This window comes from Micromonospora zamorensis (assembly GCF_900090275.1).
GTDB classification, from domain to species: domain Bacteria; phylum Actinomycetota; class Actinomycetes; order Mycobacteriales; family Micromonosporaceae; genus Micromonospora; species Micromonospora zamorensis.
This window is the reverse complement of the sequence record NZ_LT607755.1, coordinates 2,171,995-2,189,940: the sequence shown is the minus strand read 5'-3', so window position 1 is coordinate 2,189,940 and position 17,946 is coordinate 2,171,995. Positions and strand designations below refer to the sequence as shown.

Below are 17,946 nucleotides of genomic sequence, written 5' to 3'. Positions count from 1 at the left end.
GAAATGAGTGGTGACGATGACCAGTGCGACGCAACATCCCGCCCCGGCCGGATCGGGCACCGGGGAGCCGGCTCCGCTGCCCCGACAGCGCGGCAAGTGTCCGTTCTCCCCACCCGACGAACTCCTCCAGCGCGCCGAGGAGCACCCGGTCAGTCCGCTGATCATGGCCGACGGTTCGGTCGGCTGGCTGGTCACCCGGGCCGAGGACGTCCGCGCGGTGCTCGCCGACAACCGGTTCAGCGCGGACATCCTCAAGGCGTCCAACCCGATCCAGGTGATACCGGAGGAGGCCAAGCAGCTTCCGCCGGACCCGGCGTTCTTCATCCACGTCGACCCGCCGCACCACACGCGCTACCGCAAGATGCTGATGGGCCAGTTCACGATGCGCCGGGTCCGCGCCCTGGAGCCGCGGATCGCGGAGATCGTGACCGAGCGCCTCGACGCAATCGAGGCCGCTGGCGCGCCTGCCGACCTGGTCCGGGACTTCGCTCTGCCGATCCCCTCGCTGGTCATCTGCGAGCTGCTCGGCGTCCCCTACGCCGAGCGCGCCCAGTTCCAGACGCTGACCGCGGCGATGCTGCGCACCGACGCCACCCCGATGGAGATCGGGATGTCCGCCTGGAACCTGCGCCAGTATCTGGCCGCCCTGGTCGCCACCAAACACGACGAGCCGGACGGCGCCCTGATCTCCGGCCTGATCCACGACTCGGACGACGACCCGCTCACCGACGAGGAACTGACCAGCATCGCCATGCTGCTGCTCGTCGGCGGCCACGAGACCACCGCCAACCAGCTCAGCCTCGGCGTGTTCGCGCTGCTCAGCAACCCCGAGCAGCTGGCCGTCCTGCGCGCCGACCTGGACCGGGTCCCGGACGCCGTCGAGGAGCTGCTCCGCTATCTGCCGACCTTCCAGTTCGGCGTGACCCGCCTCGCCACCGAGGACGTGCCGGTGGGCGGGCAGCTCATCCGCGCCGGCGAGAGCGTCAGCCTCTCGCTGTCCGCCGCCAACCGCGACCCGTCCCGCTATGCCGATCCCGGCGTCCTCGACGTGACCCGGACCAGCCTCCAGCACCTCGCCTTCGGCCACGGCGTGCACCTCTGCATCGGCCAGCAGCTCGCCCGCGCGGAACTCAGGATCGCTCTGCGGGCCCTGTTCACCCGCTTTCCCGGCCTGCGCCTGCACGGGTCGATCGAGGACGTTCCGCTGCGCTCCGAGTCCCTGATCTACGGTGTCCGCGAGCTGCCCATCACCTGGTGACCATCCAGACACACGAAAGGGCTCGGCCACCACGGTGGCCGAGCCCCTTTCCGTCCGGTCAGTGGTTCAGCTCGTCCACCTTCTCGGGTTGGCGGGTCACCACCGGAGCGTGGCCGGCCCGGTCCACCGTGGCCTGGCGGCTCTCCGCACGGGCCACCCGCAGCTGGTGGAAGCCGACGGCGATGAGACCCAGGCCGAGCACGACCATGACGCCGACGACCGGCCAGTGCAGCGCCTCGGGGACGAGGCGGGCCACGAACCAGGAGTCGCGGTCGGGGTCGTTGTATTTCAGGAAGGCCGGAACGACGCCCTGTGCGACCAGCGGGACCCAGCAGACGGTGAAGCACACGTAGATGACGGCGCGGCGGGCCGGTGACGCCTTGTCGATGCCGAGGCGGCTCTCGCCGAGATCCACCCCGCCGAGGGAGGCGGTGATCTGGTCCCAGTCGACGTCGCCGCTGAGGTTGCTCTTGCGGGAGGTGGAGGCCCGCATGGTGGCGAGCAGGTCGGGGCCGGTCGCTTCCAGGTGCTTGGCGGCCAGATCGCCGAGCAGCCAGGCCAGCAGGATGCCGGTGACCAGGCCGACACCGGCGCCCGCCCAATCGGGTCCGTAGCGGACGGTGAGATAGGCAGGGGCCGCGGTGGCGGCGACCAGCACCAGCATGAGCAGCACCTGGGTGAAGTCGGTGCCGTTCTCCAGGAGGTTGCCGCTGCGCTTGTGCGGGTCGGTCATCGGCACCGGGCGCAGCACCGAGATCAGCACGATGACGCCGGCGCCGCCGCCGATCAGGGCCGGCACCAGGGCGGCCAGCCACGGCCAGGCCCACGTCTGCCCACTGAGCACTGTCGGCACGACGCTGAGGACCACGACCGCGGGGGCGGTCAGCAGCAACCAGGCGAGCTGACGACCGCGGACGTCCTTGCGGGCGGCCCCGGGGGTGAGCACTGTCTGCCAGATCACCGTGCCGTCCTCGCCGTACAGGTTGGCGGAGATGGCCGCGGCCCAGATGCCGAACGCGACACCGATGAACGGCACGAAGATCGGCAGGTCGACCAGGAGCGGCAGCAGGCAGAACGCCAGCGCGTAGACCAGGGAGAAGACCAGGTAGTGAAAGCGCATCAGGTCCCGGGACGCGGTGCGCAGCTCACGACCGACGACGGCCCGCACACCGCCACCGCGGATCTGCTGCGCGGCGGTGCGGCCACGGGCCGGGCGGCCGCTTGCGCCTCGGTGGCTGAGCCGGCGGACCAGCAGCGCGGACCAACCGAGCATGGCCAGCACGCTGAGTACGGCGAGACCGGCCGGCGCGGCGAGGGCGAGCAGCCAGTCACCCCGGCCGGCGGCCTCCACCGCGACGATGCCCCAGCCGGACGGCAGGCGGCGCACCCAGTCCGCCAGGTTCTCCGGGAAACCGGCGGTGAGGGCGTACTGGATGGTGGGTTTGAGCACCCAACCGGTGTGCGTGAGCGCCAGGATGCCGCCGCTGATCACGGCGGCCAGGACCGCACCGATCTTGGCGCGCATCAGCGTGCTGAGCGCGGCGGTGACGAACCGGGAAGCGAGCACCACGAACAGCAGTTGGAGGAAGACCACCGGCACCGCGATCAGGGCGGCGGCACCGCCGACCGGGAGAGCGACGACGATCAGCGCGGTGAAGGCCACCAGGCTGACCACCGGGGCGACGCCGACGAACGCGACGGCGAGCAGACCGGTGGCGAGCCGGCGCGGCGGGATCGGCAGCAGGGCCAGGTGCTCCGGGCGCAGCGTCTCGTCGCCCCCACCGAACAGCACCGGGCCGAACAGCCAGCCGATCATCCAGATGGCGAACGCCGCGCCGACCAGGTCCAGCGGCAGGCCGTCGACCGGCCAGTCGTGCAGGGCCAGCCAGATCGTGCCGCCAGCGAGGACCAGGCCCAGCACGCCGCCACCGATCATGTCGGCGGCACGCTGCCCGGTCATCGAGTGCCGCAGAACGGCCAGCTTCATCCGGATCAGGATGCCAACCATGACAGCTCCCCCGCGCTCACCGGCTGGCCGCCGACCAGGTCGACGAACCGGTTCTCCAGGGAGCTGCCGCCGCGGACCTCGTCGAGCGGGCCGGAGGCGACCACCCGGCCGCCGGTGACGACCGCGACGTGGTCGCAGAGCTGCTCGACGACCGGCATGACGTGACTGGAGAAGACCACCGAGCCGCCGGCGGCGACGAAGCGCTGGAGGATCACCTTGATCGTCGCCGCCGAGACGGGGTCGACGGCCTCCAGAGGCTCGTCGAGCACCAGCAGCTTCGGTGCGTGCAGCAGGGCCGTGGCCAGGCCGATCTTCTTGCGCATGCCGGTCGAGTATTCGAGGACCAGGGTGCTGTCGGCCCGGTCGAGTTCGAGGACCTCCAGCAGATCCTGGCTGCGCTTGGCGACCGCCTCGGGCTCCATGCCCCGCAGCAGACCCAGGTAGCTGAGCACCTCCCGGCCGGTGAGCCGCTCGGGCATGCCGAGGCCGTCGGGCAGGACGCCGATCAGTTCCTTGGCTCGGACCGGGTCGGCCCAGACGTCCACGCCGAAGATCTCGGCGCGACCGCTGTCGGGGCGCAGCAGCCCGACCGCCATGGACAGTGATGTGGTCTTGCCGGCCCCGTTGGGACCGACCAGCCCGAAGAACGAGCCGCCCGGAACCTCCAGATCGATGTGATCGACGGCACGCTTGTCACCGAATGCCTTGGACAGCCCGATGAGCCGCAGAGCCGGCGTGGGTGTCGGGGTTGTCACTGGTACCTCCGGAAGTCTCGGACTGGTCGGGCCGCCTTGCCGTCAGCCTGCCGTCAGGCGATCCACAATGGTCTCCAGTATGTCCGTCTGGTGGTTGTTCAGGTAGAAGTGACCACCCCTATAAACTTTCATGGCGTAGGGGCCGGTCGTGTGCGTCCGCCAGGAGTCGGCCTCGTCCACGGTGACCTTCGGGTCCGAATCGCCGGTCAGCACCGTGATCGGGCAGGACAGTGGCGGGCCGGGTCGGTACACATAGGTCTCCGCGGCCTTGTAGTCGTTGCGGATCGCCCCGATGATCATGCGGATCAGCTCGTCGTCGTCGAGCAGTTTGCCCTCGGTGCCGTTGAGTCGGCGCATCTCCGCGATCAGGCCGTTGTCACCCAGCTGGTGGATGTGCTCGTCGCGGTGCCGCGAGGGCGCACGCCGCCCGGAGGCGAACAGGTGCTTCAGGACGATGCCGTCCTCCTCGAGGAGCCGGGCCACCTCGAAGGCGACCGAGGCGCCCATGCTGTGGCCGAACAGGGCGATCGGGCGGTCGGCGAGCGTGGCGACCTGCTCGGCGACCCTGGCGGCCAGGCCGTGGACGGTGTCGATGCAGGGCTCGGCGCGACGGTCCTGCCGGCCGGGGTACTGCACCGCGAACACCTCGACGCCGGTCAGGGCGCGCGAGACCGGGTGATAGTAACTGGCCGAGCCGCCGGCGTGCGGTAGGCAGACCAGACGCACCGGCGCGTCCGGCTTCGGGTGGAACCGGCGCAGCCACAGGCTGGTGTCGACAGTGCTGGTCGTCGTGATGGTCATGTCGGGTCTCCGTTCACGAAAGTCAGGTCAGAGGGTCGCGGTCAGCCAGTCGTGCACTGTCTGCGCGGTGCGGTCGACCTGGTCGCCGACCATGGTGAAGTGGTCGCCGGTGGCGTCGGCCACGGTGTGCGGGTGCTGCCAGGACGGCCGCCAGTCGCGGTCGTCCGGCACCGTGCCGAGGGGCTCACCGGCGCGGACCAGCAGGGTCGGTGCGCTGGTGGGCAGCGGCTCGAAGTCGCCGTAGTGACGCACGTACGACGCCCAGGCGAGATACCGCTGATCGGCCACGCCGGCGTCGTCCAGGTCCAGGCCGTCGAGCAGTTCGGGTATCCACCGGCCGAGCACCGCGTCGGCCGGCGGGTAGGAGTCGAGCAGCACCACGGCGGCCGGACCGACGCCCTCGGCCTCCAGCTCGGCGGCGAGGGCGTTGGCGACCAGGCCGCCGGCCGAGTGTCCGAGCAGGATGAACGGCTCGGCGCCGACGTCCGCGCGGATCGCCCGGACCTGGAGGCGCAGCGCGGCGGCCAGGTCGGCGGGGGCCGGCTCGTCCTCCTGGTAACCGGGGTTGACCAGGGCGGAGATCTGGTACCGGCCGCGCAGGGCGCCGGCCAGCCGGGCGTACTCCTGCGGCCCGGCCATCAGCGAGGTGGTGCAGCAGGCGATGATCCGTGGGCCGCCGCCGTCCTCGGCCAGGCGCGCCAGAGCGGGTACGGCCACCCGCCCCTCGTCCACGTCGGCCGCGGTGAAGCTCGGCCGGTACCCGGCCAGACGCATCAGCAGTGTCGTGAACTCGTGCAGGTCGTCGCGGTGCCGCGCCTGCCGGAACATCACGTCCAGCGTGGGGGCCGGCGAGGCCGCCGTCGTCCCGGCCATCTCCGCCATCAGGTGCCGGGCCAGCCGGTCCGGGTCCTGGTGGGCGAAGAGCAGACCGGGGGCCAGGGTGAGACCGGTGGCGGCGCTGAGACGGTGGCGGATCTCCTGCGCGATCACCGAGTCGACGCCGAGTTCGAGGAAATCTCGCCCGGGCCGGATGGACTCGATGCCGGAGTAGCCGAGCATCTCGGCGGTCTCCTGCCGGATGAGGTCGCGGACCTCCTCGAACGCGGAGTCCCGCGACAGGACCGGCGCCGACGAGACGGCCGGCGGCTGCTCGGCGGGTGCCGCGGCGGTCGGCATGGCGACCGGTTCCAGCGCCGGCCAGTAGTGCTGCCGCTGGAACGGGTAGGTGGGCAGGTCGACCCGCGTGGTCCCGGGCAGCAGCGCAGCCCAGTCCAGTCGTACGCCCCGGCAGTGCAGTCGGGCGAGCGCGGTGACCAGGGCCTCGACCCCGTCGCGTGACTGGGCGGCGACGAACAGCGGGGCGTTGTCCCGGTCGGCGCCCTCGACGCAGTCGGCGCCCAGCGGGGTGAGCACCGCGTCCGGGCCGATCTCCAGATAGGCGCTGACGCCCCGCTCGTGCAGAGCCCGGATGCCGTCCGCGAAGCGCACTGTGGCGCGGATCTGGTCCACCCAGTAGTCGGTGCCGAACTCGGCGACGTCGCCGGTGACCGTGGAGATGACCGGGATGCGGGCGGGCGCGTGGGTCAGCCCGCCGATGGCCTGGGCGAAGTCCGCGGTCATCGGCGCCATCAGCGGCGAGTGCAGAGCGTGACCCACGTCCAGCGTCCGGGTCTTGCCGAACCGGGCGACGACCTGCTCGACAGCCTCCGCCGCGCCGGCCACCACCACCGACTTCGGCCCGTTCACCGCGGCGACGGACACCACCGCCTCGTGGCCGGCGAGCGCCTCGCGGACCTCCGACTCCGTCGCCCGGACCGCGACCATCACGCCACCGGCCGGGAGTGCCTGGATGAGCCGCCCCCGTGCCGCGACGAGCGCCGCCGCGTCGGGCAGCGACAGCACCCCGGCCACGTGCGCCGCCGCGATCTCCCCGGTGGAGTGGCCGATGAGCTGATCCGGGACCACTCCGAACGACGTGACCAGGCGGTACAGCGCGACCTCGACGGCGAACAGGGCCGCCTGGGCGTACCCGGTCCGCTCCAGCGCCGCCTCGTCGTCGAGGATCACCTCCCGGATCGACCGGTCCAGGTGGACGTCGAGTTCGGCGCACACCGCGTCGAACGCCTCGGCGTACACCGGGAAGGTGGCGTACAGGTCCCGGCCCGTACCGGCCCGCTGCGCGCCCTGGCCGGAGAAGACGAAGGCCACCTGCGGCCGGGCGGTAGCGAGGTCGCCCGGGTCGGTCCCGTCGGCGATCCGGGCCAGCGCCGCGGTCAGGCTGTCCGTTCCGGTGCCGACCGCCACCGCCCGGTACTCGAAGTGCGACCGGGTGACAGCGAGCGAGCCGGCCACGTCGGCCGGGTCCAGGCCGGGGTGCTCCCTCAGGTGGTCGAGCAGTTGTGCCGCCTGGGCCCGGAGCCCGGCGGGCTCGCGGGCCGACACCGGCCAGGCCAGGACGTCGTGCGCCGCACGGGTCCCCGGGGTGGCGATCCGGTCCTCTGCCTCCGTCGGCTGTTCGAGGATCACGTGGGCGTTGGTGCCGCTGACCCCGAACGAGGAGACGGCGGCGCGACGCGGCCGACCCGTGGTGGGCCACGGGCGCGCCGAGGTGAGCAGTTCGACGGCTCCGGCGGACCAGTCCACCTGCGGGGTGGGCCGATCGACGTGCAGGGTGGCCGGCAGCACGCCGTGGCGCATCGCCTGGACCATCTTGATGATGCCGGTGACCCCGGCGGCGGCCTGGGTGTGGCCGATGTTGGACTTGATCGAGCCGAGCCACACCGGCTGGTCGGCCGGACGGTCCTGACCGTACGTGGCCAGCAGCGCCTGCGCCTCGATCGGGTCACCCAGCCGGGTGCCGGTGCCGTGCGCCTCCACCACGTCGACGTCGGCCGCGGTGAGCCGGGCGTTCGCCAGCGCGGTCCGGATCACCCGCTGCTGGGCGGGGCCGTTCGGGGCGGTCAGGCCACTGGACGCGCCATCCTGGTTGACAGCGCTGCCGCGCAGCACGGCGAGCACCGGATGCCCGTTGCGGCGGGCGTCGGACAGCCGTTCCAGCAGCACCATCGCGGCGCCCTCGCCCCAACCGGTGCCGTCGGCGGCGGCGGCGAACGACTTGCAGCGGCCGTTGGTGGCGAGCCCACCCTGCCGGGAGAACTCGACGAAGACCGACGGGGTGGCCATCACCGCGACGCCGCCGGCCAGCGCCAGACTGCACTCGCCGTCGCGCAGGGACTGGGCGGCGAGATGCACCGCGACCAGCGACGACGAGCAGGCGGTGTCCACTGTGAGCGCCGGCCCCTCCAGGCCGAACGTGTACGAGATCCGCCCGGAGACCACGCTCGCCGAGTTGCCGGTGCCGAGGTGCCCGTCGAAGCCCTGCGCCAGGGCGGCGACCAGCACGCCGGTGTAGTCCTGGTTGTTGGTGCCGGCGAAGACGCCGGTGCGGCTGCCCCGGGCGGTGGCCCGGTCGATCCCGGCCCGCTCGAAGGTCTCCCACGCGGTCTCCAGGAGCAGCCGCTGCTGCGGGTCCATGGCGATCGCCTCGCGCGGCGAGATACCGAAGAAGCCGGGATCGAAGTCACCCGCCTCGTAGAGGAACGCGCCGGCGCCGGCGGTGCTGAGCTCGGACAGGGCACCCAGGTCCCAGCCCCGGTCGGGCGGGAACTCGCCGATCGCGTCCCGCCCGTCGGTCACCAGGTCCCAGAGTTGCTCGGGGCCGCGGATCCCGCCGGGCAGCCGGCAGCCCATCGAGACGATCGCGATCGGCTCGGGCGCGGGCGGGGCCGCCGGGACGGCGTTGCGCTGCTTCAGCCGCTTGTTGTCGGCGAGCGCCGCACGCAGCGCCGCCACCACCTCGTCGTAACTCGTGGCCATCGTTTACTCCCCGTCAGCTCTCGGTGCCGTCGAGGGCGAGGCGGACCAGCTCGCTGACGTCGAGCTCGGCCAGGTCCTCACCGTCGTCATCGGTGGCCGGCGGCGCATCCGGCGCCTCCGGCCCGGTCTGTGCCAGGCCGAGCAGGGTGTCCAGCAGGCCGGCCGCGCGCAGCCGCTCCACCGGGATCCGGGACAGGACCTGTCGGACCTGCTGCTCCTCCGGGTCCCCGCCCGCCTCCGGGCCGGCCAACTGGTCGAGGACGTGCTCGGCCAGGACCAGCGGTGACGGGTAGTCGAAGATCAGCGTCGCGGGCAACGGCAGGCCGAGTTCGGCGGAGAGCGCGTTGCGCAGCTCCACCCCGGTCAGCGAGTCGAAGCCGAGTTCCAGGAACCCGCGGTCGACGTCGACGCCGCCGGGGGCGGTGTGCCCCAGCACCGTGGCCGCGTTCTTGCGGATCAGGTCGAGCACGACCCGTTCCCGCTCGGCTGCCGGCAGGCCGGTCAGGCTGCGGCGCAGCGCGTCGGCGTCGGCCGCGCTCTCGGCGCCCGGCGCGGCGGCGGTGAGCGCCGCCCGCGCCTCGTCGATCTCGTCCAGCAGCCGGCCGGAGCGGACCGCCTGGAACGGCAACGCGAACCGGGCCCAGTCGACGTCGGCGACGGCGAGCGCCACCTCACGGTCGTCGATGGCGGCGGCGAGCGCCTCGATCGCCGACTCCGGGTTCATCACCGGCAGGCCACGGCGGCGCAGCTGCTCCTGAGCCGGTCCTTCGGCCATTCCACCGTCGCCCCACGGACCCCAGGCCACCGCGGTACCGGCGAGGCCGCGACCCCGCCGGGCCTCGGCGAGGGCATCGAGGTACGCATTGGCGGCCGCGTACGCACCCTGGCCGCCGCTGCCCCAGATCCCCGCGATGGAGGAGAAGAGCACGAACGCGTCGAGCGGCCGTTCGCCGAGCAGCGCGTCCAGGTGCACCGCACCGGCGATCTTGGCGCGGACCACGGAGGCGAACTCGTCCAGATCGGTGTCGCGCAGCGATCCGGGGGTGCCGATGCCGGCGGCGTGCACCACAGCGGTCAGCGGCAGGTCGGCGGGGACGCGGTCGAGCACCCCGCCCAGCGCGTCCCGGTCCGCCACGTCGCAGGCCTCGACGGTGACCCGGGCGCCGAGCGCGGTCAGCTCGCCGGTCAGGTCGGCCACCCCGGGTGCGTCGGCGCCCCGGCGGCTGAGCAGGAGCAGGTGCTCGGCTCCTCGTTCGGCGAGCAGGCGCGCGACCCGCCCGCCCAGCGCTCCGGTGCCACCGGTGATCAGGACCGTGCCGCGCGGGCGCCACTGCGGACCCGGTGTCGTGCTGCGTGGGTGGCGGACCAGTCGGCGACCGAAGATCGCCGAGGCGCGGACCGCCACCTGGTCCTCACCGCCTCCGGCGCCGGCACCGGCCAGCACGGCGCAGAGCCGTGAGCCGGCGCGGTCGTCGAGCAGGGGTGGCAGGTCGACCAGACCGGCCCACAGCCGGGGCTGTTCCAGGGCGGCGACCCGGCCGAGGCCCCAGACCTGCGCCTGGGCGGGCGCGGCGACCCGCTCGGAGCCGCCGATCGCGACAGCGCCGCGGGTCACGCTCCACACCGGAGCGGTGGCGCCGAGCTGGTCGAGGGCCTGGACCAGCGTCACCGTGCCGGCGACGCCCCTGGTGAGGATCGGGTGCGTGGGGTGCGGCTCCTGGTCGAGGGCGAGCAGGGACAGGATGCCGTGCACCGGGCCGTGTTCGTCGAGGGCCGCGCCGAGCCGCGCGGCGGTGCCGGCCCGGGTCAGGTCGGCCGGCGTCAGCGTGACGGTTCCGGTCGCCGCGCCGTGCCGGCGCAGCACGGCGGCGAGTTCCGCCGTGGGGTGCTCCGGGGTGCTGACCAGCAGCCAGGTGCCGGTCAGGGTGGGCGTCCCGGTCGAGGACAGAGGCCGCCAGCGTACGCCGTAGCGCCACCCGTCGATCGTGGAGCTGCGCCGGGCCTGCCGCCGCCAGTCGGAGAGTGCCCGGACGACCGCCGGGAGGGTGGCGTCCGGCGGCAGGGCGAGTTCGGCGCCGATGCCGGCGAGGTCCGCGCGTTCGATGCGGTCCCACAGGTGCTCGTCGTTGTCGGCGGTGGGCCGGGCCCAGGAGACCGAACCGGGCCAGTAGTGCTGCCGTTGGAAGGCGTAGGTGGGCAGGTCGACGCGGCGCGCTCCGGGGTGCAGAGCGGCCCAGTCCACCGCGACGCCCCGGACGTGAAGCTGGGCGAGCGCGGTGCGCAGGGCGGTGGGCTGGTCCCGGTCGGCGCGTTGCACCGGCACGAAGGCGGCATCGGTCACGCAGTCCGCACCCATCGCGGACAGGACACCGTCCGGGCCGATCTCCACAAACGTGCTGACGCCCGCGCCCTCCAGGGTGGCGATGCCGTCGGCGAAGCGCACCGCCTCCCGCACGTGCCGCACCCAGTACGCCGCGTCCTGCGTCTCACCAACCTGCCCCGTCACGTTGGACACGACCGGAATCCGCGGAGACGCGTAGGTCAACGTCTCCGCAACCTGTGCGAACTCCACCAGCATCGGCTCCATCAACACCGAGTGGAACGCGTGAGAAACCTTGAGCCGCTTGGACTTCTCAAAGTGCGCCGCGACCGCCGCCACCTCGTCGGCGGCACCGGACAGCACCACCGAACGAGGACCATTGACCGCCGCGACGGACACCCCGTCGACCAACAGCGGCAGCACCTCGGCCTCGGTCGCCCGCACCGCGACCATGACCCCACCGGCCGGCAACGCCTGCATCAACCGGCCGCGCGCCGCGACCAGCTTCGCCGCGTCGGCCAGGGACAGCACCCCGGCGACATGCGCGGCGGCGATCTCACCGATCGAGTGCCCCACCAGGTAGTCGGGGGTGGCACCCACCAGGCGGTACAGCGCGACCTCGACAGCGAACAACGCGGCCTGCGTGTAGACCGTCTGGTCCAGGTCACCGCCGTCGGCGATCACCGCGCGCAGCGGCCGGTCCAGATGCAGATCCAGCTCCGCGCAGGCCGCGTCGAACGCCTCGGCGAACACGGGGTACGTGGCGGCCAACTCCAGGCCCATGCCCGGGCGCTGCGACCCCTGCCCGGAGAACACGAACGCCGTCCTGCCCCGCACCACCGAACCGGTGATCGGAGCCGGTGATCCGGCGGCCACCGCCGCCAGCTCTGCACGCCCGAACACCGCGGCCCGGTGCCGGTGCTGGGTACGGGTGGTGGCGAGGGAGAAACCGACGTCGTACGGGTCCAGCCCCGGGTGCTCGTCCAGGTGGCCGAGCAACCGCCCGGCCTGGTCGCGCAACCCCTCCTCGGTCCGCGAGCTGAGCAGCCACGTGGCGGGGCGCTGCGGGTTCGTGGCGGGGGCGGCGGTCGCCGGGGCCGGGTCGCCCTCCAGCACGACGTGGGCGTTGGTGCCGCTGATGCCGAACGACGACACGGCGGCCCGGCGCGGCCCGGCGCCCTCCCACGGCAGGGACCGGTCGAGCAGCGCCACCGCACCGGACTCCCAGTCCACCTCGGCGCTCGGCTGGTCCACGTGCAACGTCCGGGGCAGCACCCCGTACCGCATCGCCTGGATCACCTTGATCACACCGGCGACACCGGCGGCGGCCTGGGTGTGGCCGATGTTCGACTTGATCGAGCCGAGCCGCAGCGGGCGGTCCGCCGGTCGGTGCTGCCCGTACGTGGCGAGCAGCGCCTGGGCCTCGATCGGGTCGCCGAGCCGGGTGCCGGTGCCGTGCGCCTCCACCAGGTCCACCTCGGAGGGTCGCAGGCCCGCGTCGGCGAGAGCGGCCCGGATCACCCGTTGCTGGGCGGGGCCGTTGGGGGCGGTCAGCCCGTTCGACGCGCCGTCCTGGTTGATCGCGCTGCCGCGTACCGTGGCGAGGATCTGGTGGCCCGCGGCCAGCGCCGCGGATCGGCGCTCAAGCAGCAGCATGCCCGCGCCCTCGCCCCAGCCGGTGCCGTCGGCGCCGTCGGCGAACGCCTTGCAGCGGCCGTCGGCGGCGAGCCCGCGCTGGCGGCTGAACTCGACGAACCGGCCCGGGGTGGCCATCACCGTGACGCCGCCGGCCAGCGCCTGGCGGCACTCGCCCTGGCGCAGCGACTGGGCGGCGAGGTGCAGCGCGACCAGCGACGACGAGCAGGCGGTGTCGATGGTGACGGCCGGTCCCTCCAGGCCGAGCGCGTAGGAGATCCGGCCAGACGCGACACTGCCGGCGTTGCCGGTCATGGTGTGCCCCTCGACGCCCTCGGTGGAGCCGTAGAGCAGGGCGCCGTAGTCCTGGCCGTTCGAGCCGACGAAGACGCCGACCTGCTCGCCGCGGGCGGTCGTCGGGTCGATGCCGGCGTGCTCGAAGGCCTCCCAGGCGGTCTCCAGCAGGAGCCGCTGCTGCGGGTCCATGGCCAGGGCCTCACGCGGGGAGATGCCGAAGAACTCGGGATCGAACGCGGCGGCGCCGTAGAGGAAGCCGCCCTCGCGCACGTAGCTGGTGCCGGCGCTGTCCGGGTCGGCGTCGTAGACGCTGTCGACGTCCCAGCCGCGGTCGGCGGGGAACGTGGAGATCGCGTCCACCTCGTCGTGCACGAGCTGCCACAGCTGGTCGGGGTTGTCCGCGCCGCCGGGGAAGCGGCACGACATGCCCACCACGACGATCGGGTCGTCCTGGTCGGCGGCGGTGGAGGCGTCCGGGCCGGCATCCGGCTCGGCGTCACCGTCGGTCCCTCCGGCGAGCAGACCGCCGAGGTGGGCGCCGAGGGCGAGAGCGGTCGGATGGTCGAAGATCAGGGTGGCGGGCAGCCGCAGGTCGATGGCCGCGCCGAGCGCGTTGCGCAGTTCGACAGCGGTGAGCGAGTCGAACCCGAGGTCACGGAAGGCGCGCTCCGGTTCGACGCCGTCCGCGCCGGAGTGGCCGAGGACCGCCGCGGCGTGCCCGCGGACCAGCTCGACCAGGGCTGCGGAGCGGTCCCGGGCGGTCATCGACAGCAGCCGCCGGGTCAGGTCGCCGGACGGGTCGGTGCCGGTGCTCCCGGCGGCTTCCCAGAGTGTGGCGAGGGTGGGGTTGGGGCGTACCGCGGTGAAGGTGGGGGCGAACCGCTCCCAGTCCACGTCGGTCAGGGCGAGGGCCGGCTCACCGGCTCCGATCGCGCTGGCGAGGCCGGTGAGGGCCAGCGCCGGGTCCATGGCGCCCAGGCCGCCCCGGCTGAGCCGCTCCCGGCGTACGGCCTCCTCGGCGAGGCCTCCGTCGCCCCAGCGGCCCCAGGCGATCGAGGTGGCCGGCAGGCCGGCGGCGGCCCGCTGCTCGGCCAGGGCGTCGAGGTACGCGTTCGCGGCGGCGTACGCGCCCTGCCCGGCGTTACCGAGGGTGCCGGACAGCGACGAGAACAGCACGAACGCGGTCAGGTCCCGGTCCCGGGTGAGGTCGTGCAGGTGCTGGGCGGCGACGGCCTTCGGGGCGAGCACCCGCTCGATCCGGTCCCGGTCGAGGCTGCCGAGCGTGCCGTCGTCCAGGACGGCGGCGGTGTGGAAGACGGAGGTCAGGTCCGGCAGGCCGTCGATCAGGGTGCGCAGGGCGTCCCGGTCGACGATGTCGCAGGCGGTGATGGTGACGCGGGTGCCGGCCTGCTCCAACTCGGCGCGCAGGTCGTCGGCGCCAGGGGCGTCCGGGCCTCGGCGGCTGGTGAGCACCAGGTGCTCGGCGCCGTTGCGGGCCAGCCAGCGGGCCGTGTGCGCGCCGATCGCGCCGGTGCCGCCGGTGACCAGTGCGGTGCCCGACGGCGACCACCCGGGGGTGGTGCCCTGCGGGGCGCGGGTCAGCCGGCGGGTGTAGAGGCCCGAGGCGCGGACGGCGAACTGGTCCTCGTCGTCGCCGGCGGTGAGTGCCGCGACGAGCCGGGCGGCCGACCGGGGGTCGGGCTGCGCCGGCAGGTCGATCAGGCCACCCCAGCGGTGCGGCTCTTCCAGTGCGACGACCCGGCCGAAGCCCCAGAGTGCTGCCTGCGTGGGTGCCGGGGCGGCGTCGGAACGGCCGACCCGGACTCCGGAGCGGGTGGCGAGCCAGAGCGGGGCGGTGATGCCCGCGTCCGCGAGACCGTGCAGCACTGTGGACGCGTCGTGCACCGCGTCGGCGGCCTCGGCGGCGGGCAGGGAGAGCAGGGACAGCACTCCGTCGACGGGTGTCGCGCCGATGGAGGCGTTGACCGCGTCGGTGAGGGCGCTCCGGTCGATCGGACCGGGAGCGATGGCCACCGGTACGACCCGGGCGCCGGCCTGCGCGAGGGCGTCCTCGGCGGCGTCCGACCAGGGTTCGCCGGCGGGGAGCAGGATCAGCCAGGTGCCGGTGAGGGTGTTCTCGGTCGGGGTGGTCCTGCTCTGCCAGGTGACCCGGTACCGCCAGTCGTCGAGGGTGTGGTGCTCGCGCTTGCGGCGGCGCCAGGCGGTGAGGGCGGGCAGCAGCTCGCCACCGTCGCCGGTGATGCCCAGCGGGGTGAGGTCACCGTTCTCGACCGCCTGCCAGAACTCGCTGTCCACCGGGTCGGCCGCGCTGATCGCGCTGCCACGGGTGGGCCAGTAACGCTCGTGCTGGAACGGGTACGTCGGCAGGTCCACGACCCGGGTGGCCGCGATGATGGTGCTCCAGTCGACCGGCGCGCCCCGCACCCACGCCTCGGCCAACGACCGTACGACCTGCTGGGGGCCGCCCGCGTCACGGCGCAGCGTGCCGATGGTGGTGGCCTCGATCGCACCGGCGAGCACCGGGTGCGCGCTGACCTCGATGAAGATCCGGTGTCCGGCCGCCTGCGCCGCCGCGACCGCCAGGTCCAGGCGCACCGGCTGACGCAGATTGCGATACCAGTAGCCGGCGTCCATCTGACCGCCGTCCTCCACCGTGGAGAACACCGGCACCGCACCGGGCTGAGGTTGCACCCCGTCGAGCAGACGGGCCAGCTCCGCCTCCACCGGCTCGACCAGAGCGCAGTGCGAGGCGTAATCGACCTTGACCCGCTTCGCCCGCACCCCGGCCGCCTCCGCGGCAGCCAGGAACGCATCCAGGTCAGCACCCGCCACGGCGACGCTGGTCGGGCCGTTGACCACGGCGACGCTCACACCCTCGGTCAACAACGGGGTGACCACGTCCAGGCCGGCATTGACCGACACCATCCCACCACTGCCCGCGATCGACAGCAGAGCCTTGCTCCGCAACGCCACGACCCTCGCCGCGTCACTGAGCGACAGCACCCCGGCCACACAGGCCGCCGCGATCTCCCCCTGCGAATGACCGATCACCGCATCCGGCATCACACCCTTCGCCCGCCACACCTCCGCGAGAGACACGTGCACCGCCCACAACACTGGCTGCACCACATCCACCCGCTCCAACGGATCGTCCGAGCGCAACACCTCCAACAGATTCCAGTCCACGAACGGATCCAAAGCCGCCGCGCACTCCGCGATCCGCGCCGCGAACACCGGCTCCGCATCCAACAGCCCCGTGGCCATGCCTACCCACTGCGAACCCTGACCCGGGAACACGAACACCACGCCCGAGTCCGGGTGGGCCGAACCGGAGACCACCGAAGCCGACGGCAGGCCGTCCCGGAGGGCGGACAGGCCCGCGGAGTGGTCCGGGCCGAGCACGACCGCCCGGTGGCTCAGCACCGACCTGGTGGACAGCAGCGAGTACGCCACCGCGCCCGGATCCGCCGTCACCCGCGACAACCGATCCGCCTGCCCGCGCAGCGCCTCCGGCGCCGCCGCCGACAACAGCCACGGCACGTCCTGCGACACCACGGCCGGCTCGTCGACCGGTGCGGCCGGTGCCTCCTCGATGATCACGTGGGCGTTCGTGCCGGACACCCCGAACGACGACACCCCCGCCCGGCGGGGACGCTCCCCCGCCGCCCACGGGCGCGGTGCCGTCAGCAGCTCCACCGCACCGTCGGACCAGTCCACCTGCGGCGTCGGCTCGTCCACGTGCAGGGTCCGCGGCAACGTCTCATGACGCAGCGCCTCGACCATCTTGATGATCCCGGCGACGCCGGCGGCGGCCTGTGTGTGCCCGATGTTCGACTTCACCGACCCCAACCACAACGGCTGGTCCGCTGGGCGCTCCCGGCCGTAGGTGGCGAGCAGTGCCTGCGCCTCGATCGGGTCGCCCAGCCGGGTGCCGGTCCCGTGCGCCTCCACCACGTCGACGTCCGCCGCCGAGAGCCGGGCGTCGACCAGCGCCGCCTGGATCACCCGCTGCTGCGACGGCCCGTTCGGGGCGGTCAGCCCGTTGGACGCACCGTCCTGGTTGACAGCGCTGCCGCGTACCACGGCGAGGACCGGATGCCCGTTGCGCTGGGCCTCGGACAGCCGCTCCAACAGCAGCACACCGGCGCCCTCGGCGAAGCCGGTGCCGTCGGCGGCACCGGCGAAGGCCTTGCAACGGCCGTCGGCGGCCAGGCCGCGCTGACGGGAGAAGCCGACGAACAGCGACGGGGTCGCCATCACTGTCACACCGCCGGCCAGCGCGAGCGAGCACTCACCGGCCCGCAGCGCCTGCGCCGCCAGGTGCAGCGCGACCAGCGACGACGAGCAGGCCGTGTCGACGGTGACCGCCGGCCCCTCCAGGCCCAGCGAGTACGACACCCGGCCGGAGATCACCGCACCCGCGTTGCCGGTGGCGAGGTAACCCTCCAGGCCCTCGGACGCACCCATCAGCATGGCCGCGTAGTCCGAGCCGTTGGTGCCCGCGAACACGCCGGTCGGCGACCCGGACAGCGACGCCGGGTCGATGCCGGCCCGCTCGATGGCCTCCCACGACACCTCCAGCAGGAGCCGCTGCGCCGGGTCCATCGCCAGTGCCTCGCGCGGGCTGATGCCGAAGAAGCCGGCGTCGAAGTCACCCGCCCCGCTGAGGAACCCGCCCTCGGCGGCGTACGACGTCCCGGGGTTGTCCGGGTCGGGGTCGAACAGCGCCTCGGTGTCCCAGCCCCGGTCGGCCGGGAACGGCGTGATGCCGTCCCCGTCCGCCGCGACCAGGTTCCACAGTGACTCCGGGGAGTCCACGCCACCGGGGAACCGGCAGCCCACACCGATGATCGCGATCGGTTCGTCGGCGCGTACCTCCAGGTGCCGGATACGCTCCTGGGCGGTTTCCAGGTCGGCGGTGACCCGCTTGAGGAAGTAGCGCAACCGCTCTTCGTTGGCCATCGGTGGTCTCCCC

Annotated in this window: 4 protein-coding genes and 2 pseudogenes; 1 reads left to right on the top strand and 5 read right to left on the bottom strand. The window is 73.3% G+C overall.

The annotated features are described in order from the left end of the window. Nucleotides 1–16: 16 nt before the first annotated feature. Nucleotides 17–1,258, top strand: a complete 1,242-nt coding sequence (locus GA0070619_RS09510; RefSeq protein ID WP_088947721.1) for a cytochrome P450 — start codon at nucleotides 17–19, stop codon at nucleotides 1,256–1,258. 58 nt (nucleotides 1,259–1,316) lie between these two features. Here the strand turns inward: GA0070619_RS09510 and GA0070619_RS09505 are convergent, their stop codons facing one another. The 5 genes and pseudogenes from GA0070619_RS09505 to GA0070619_RS33015 all read right to left on the bottom strand — a co-directional run. Beyond that, on the bottom strand, nucleotides 1,317–3,266 hold the full coding sequence (locus tag GA0070619_RS09505) for a hypothetical protein (RefSeq protein WP_088947720.1): 1,950 nt from the start codon (nucleotides 3,264–3,266) through the stop codon (nucleotides 1,317–1,319). Then, nucleotides 3,251–4,021: an ABC transporter ATP-binding protein gene (locus tag GA0070619_RS09500; protein ID WP_088947719.1), complete on the bottom strand. Its 771-nt coding sequence runs from the start codon at nucleotides 4,019–4,021 to the stop codon at nucleotides 3,251–3,253. The genes GA0070619_RS09505 and GA0070619_RS09500 overlap by 16 nt, the downstream gene beginning before the upstream one ends. Nucleotides 4,022–4,063: 42 nt before the next feature. Next, on the bottom strand, nucleotides 4,064–4,822 hold the full coding sequence (locus GA0070619_RS09495) for a thioesterase II family protein (protein WP_088947718.1): 759 nt from the start codon (nucleotides 4,820–4,822) through the stop codon (nucleotides 4,064–4,066). A gap of 27 nt (nucleotides 4,823–4,849) precedes the next feature. Beyond that, nucleotides 4,850–8,665: pseudogene (locus GA0070619_RS09490) on the bottom strand (type I polyketide synthase); the annotation flags it as partial. A gap of 46 nt (nucleotides 8,666–8,711) precedes the next feature. After that, a pseudogene (locus GA0070619_RS33015) lies at nucleotides 8,712–17,930 on the bottom strand (type I polyketide synthase); the annotation flags it as partial. Between the last annotated feature and the right edge of the window lie 16 nt (nucleotides 17,931–17,946).

Excerpts from the sequence above, each read along its gene's own strand:
- GA0070619_RS09510 (WP_088947721.1), top strand. The coding sequence starts at position 17 with ATGACCAGTGCGACGCAACATCCCGCCCCGGCCGGATCGGGCACCGGG.
- GA0070619_RS09505 (WP_088947720.1), bottom strand. The coding sequence starts at position 3,266 with ATGGTTGGCATCCTGATCCGGATGAAGCTGGCCGTTCTGCGGCACTCG.
- GA0070619_RS09495 (WP_088947718.1), bottom strand. The coding sequence starts at position 4,822 with ATGACCATCACGACGACCAGCACTGTCGACACCAGCCTGTGGCTGCGC.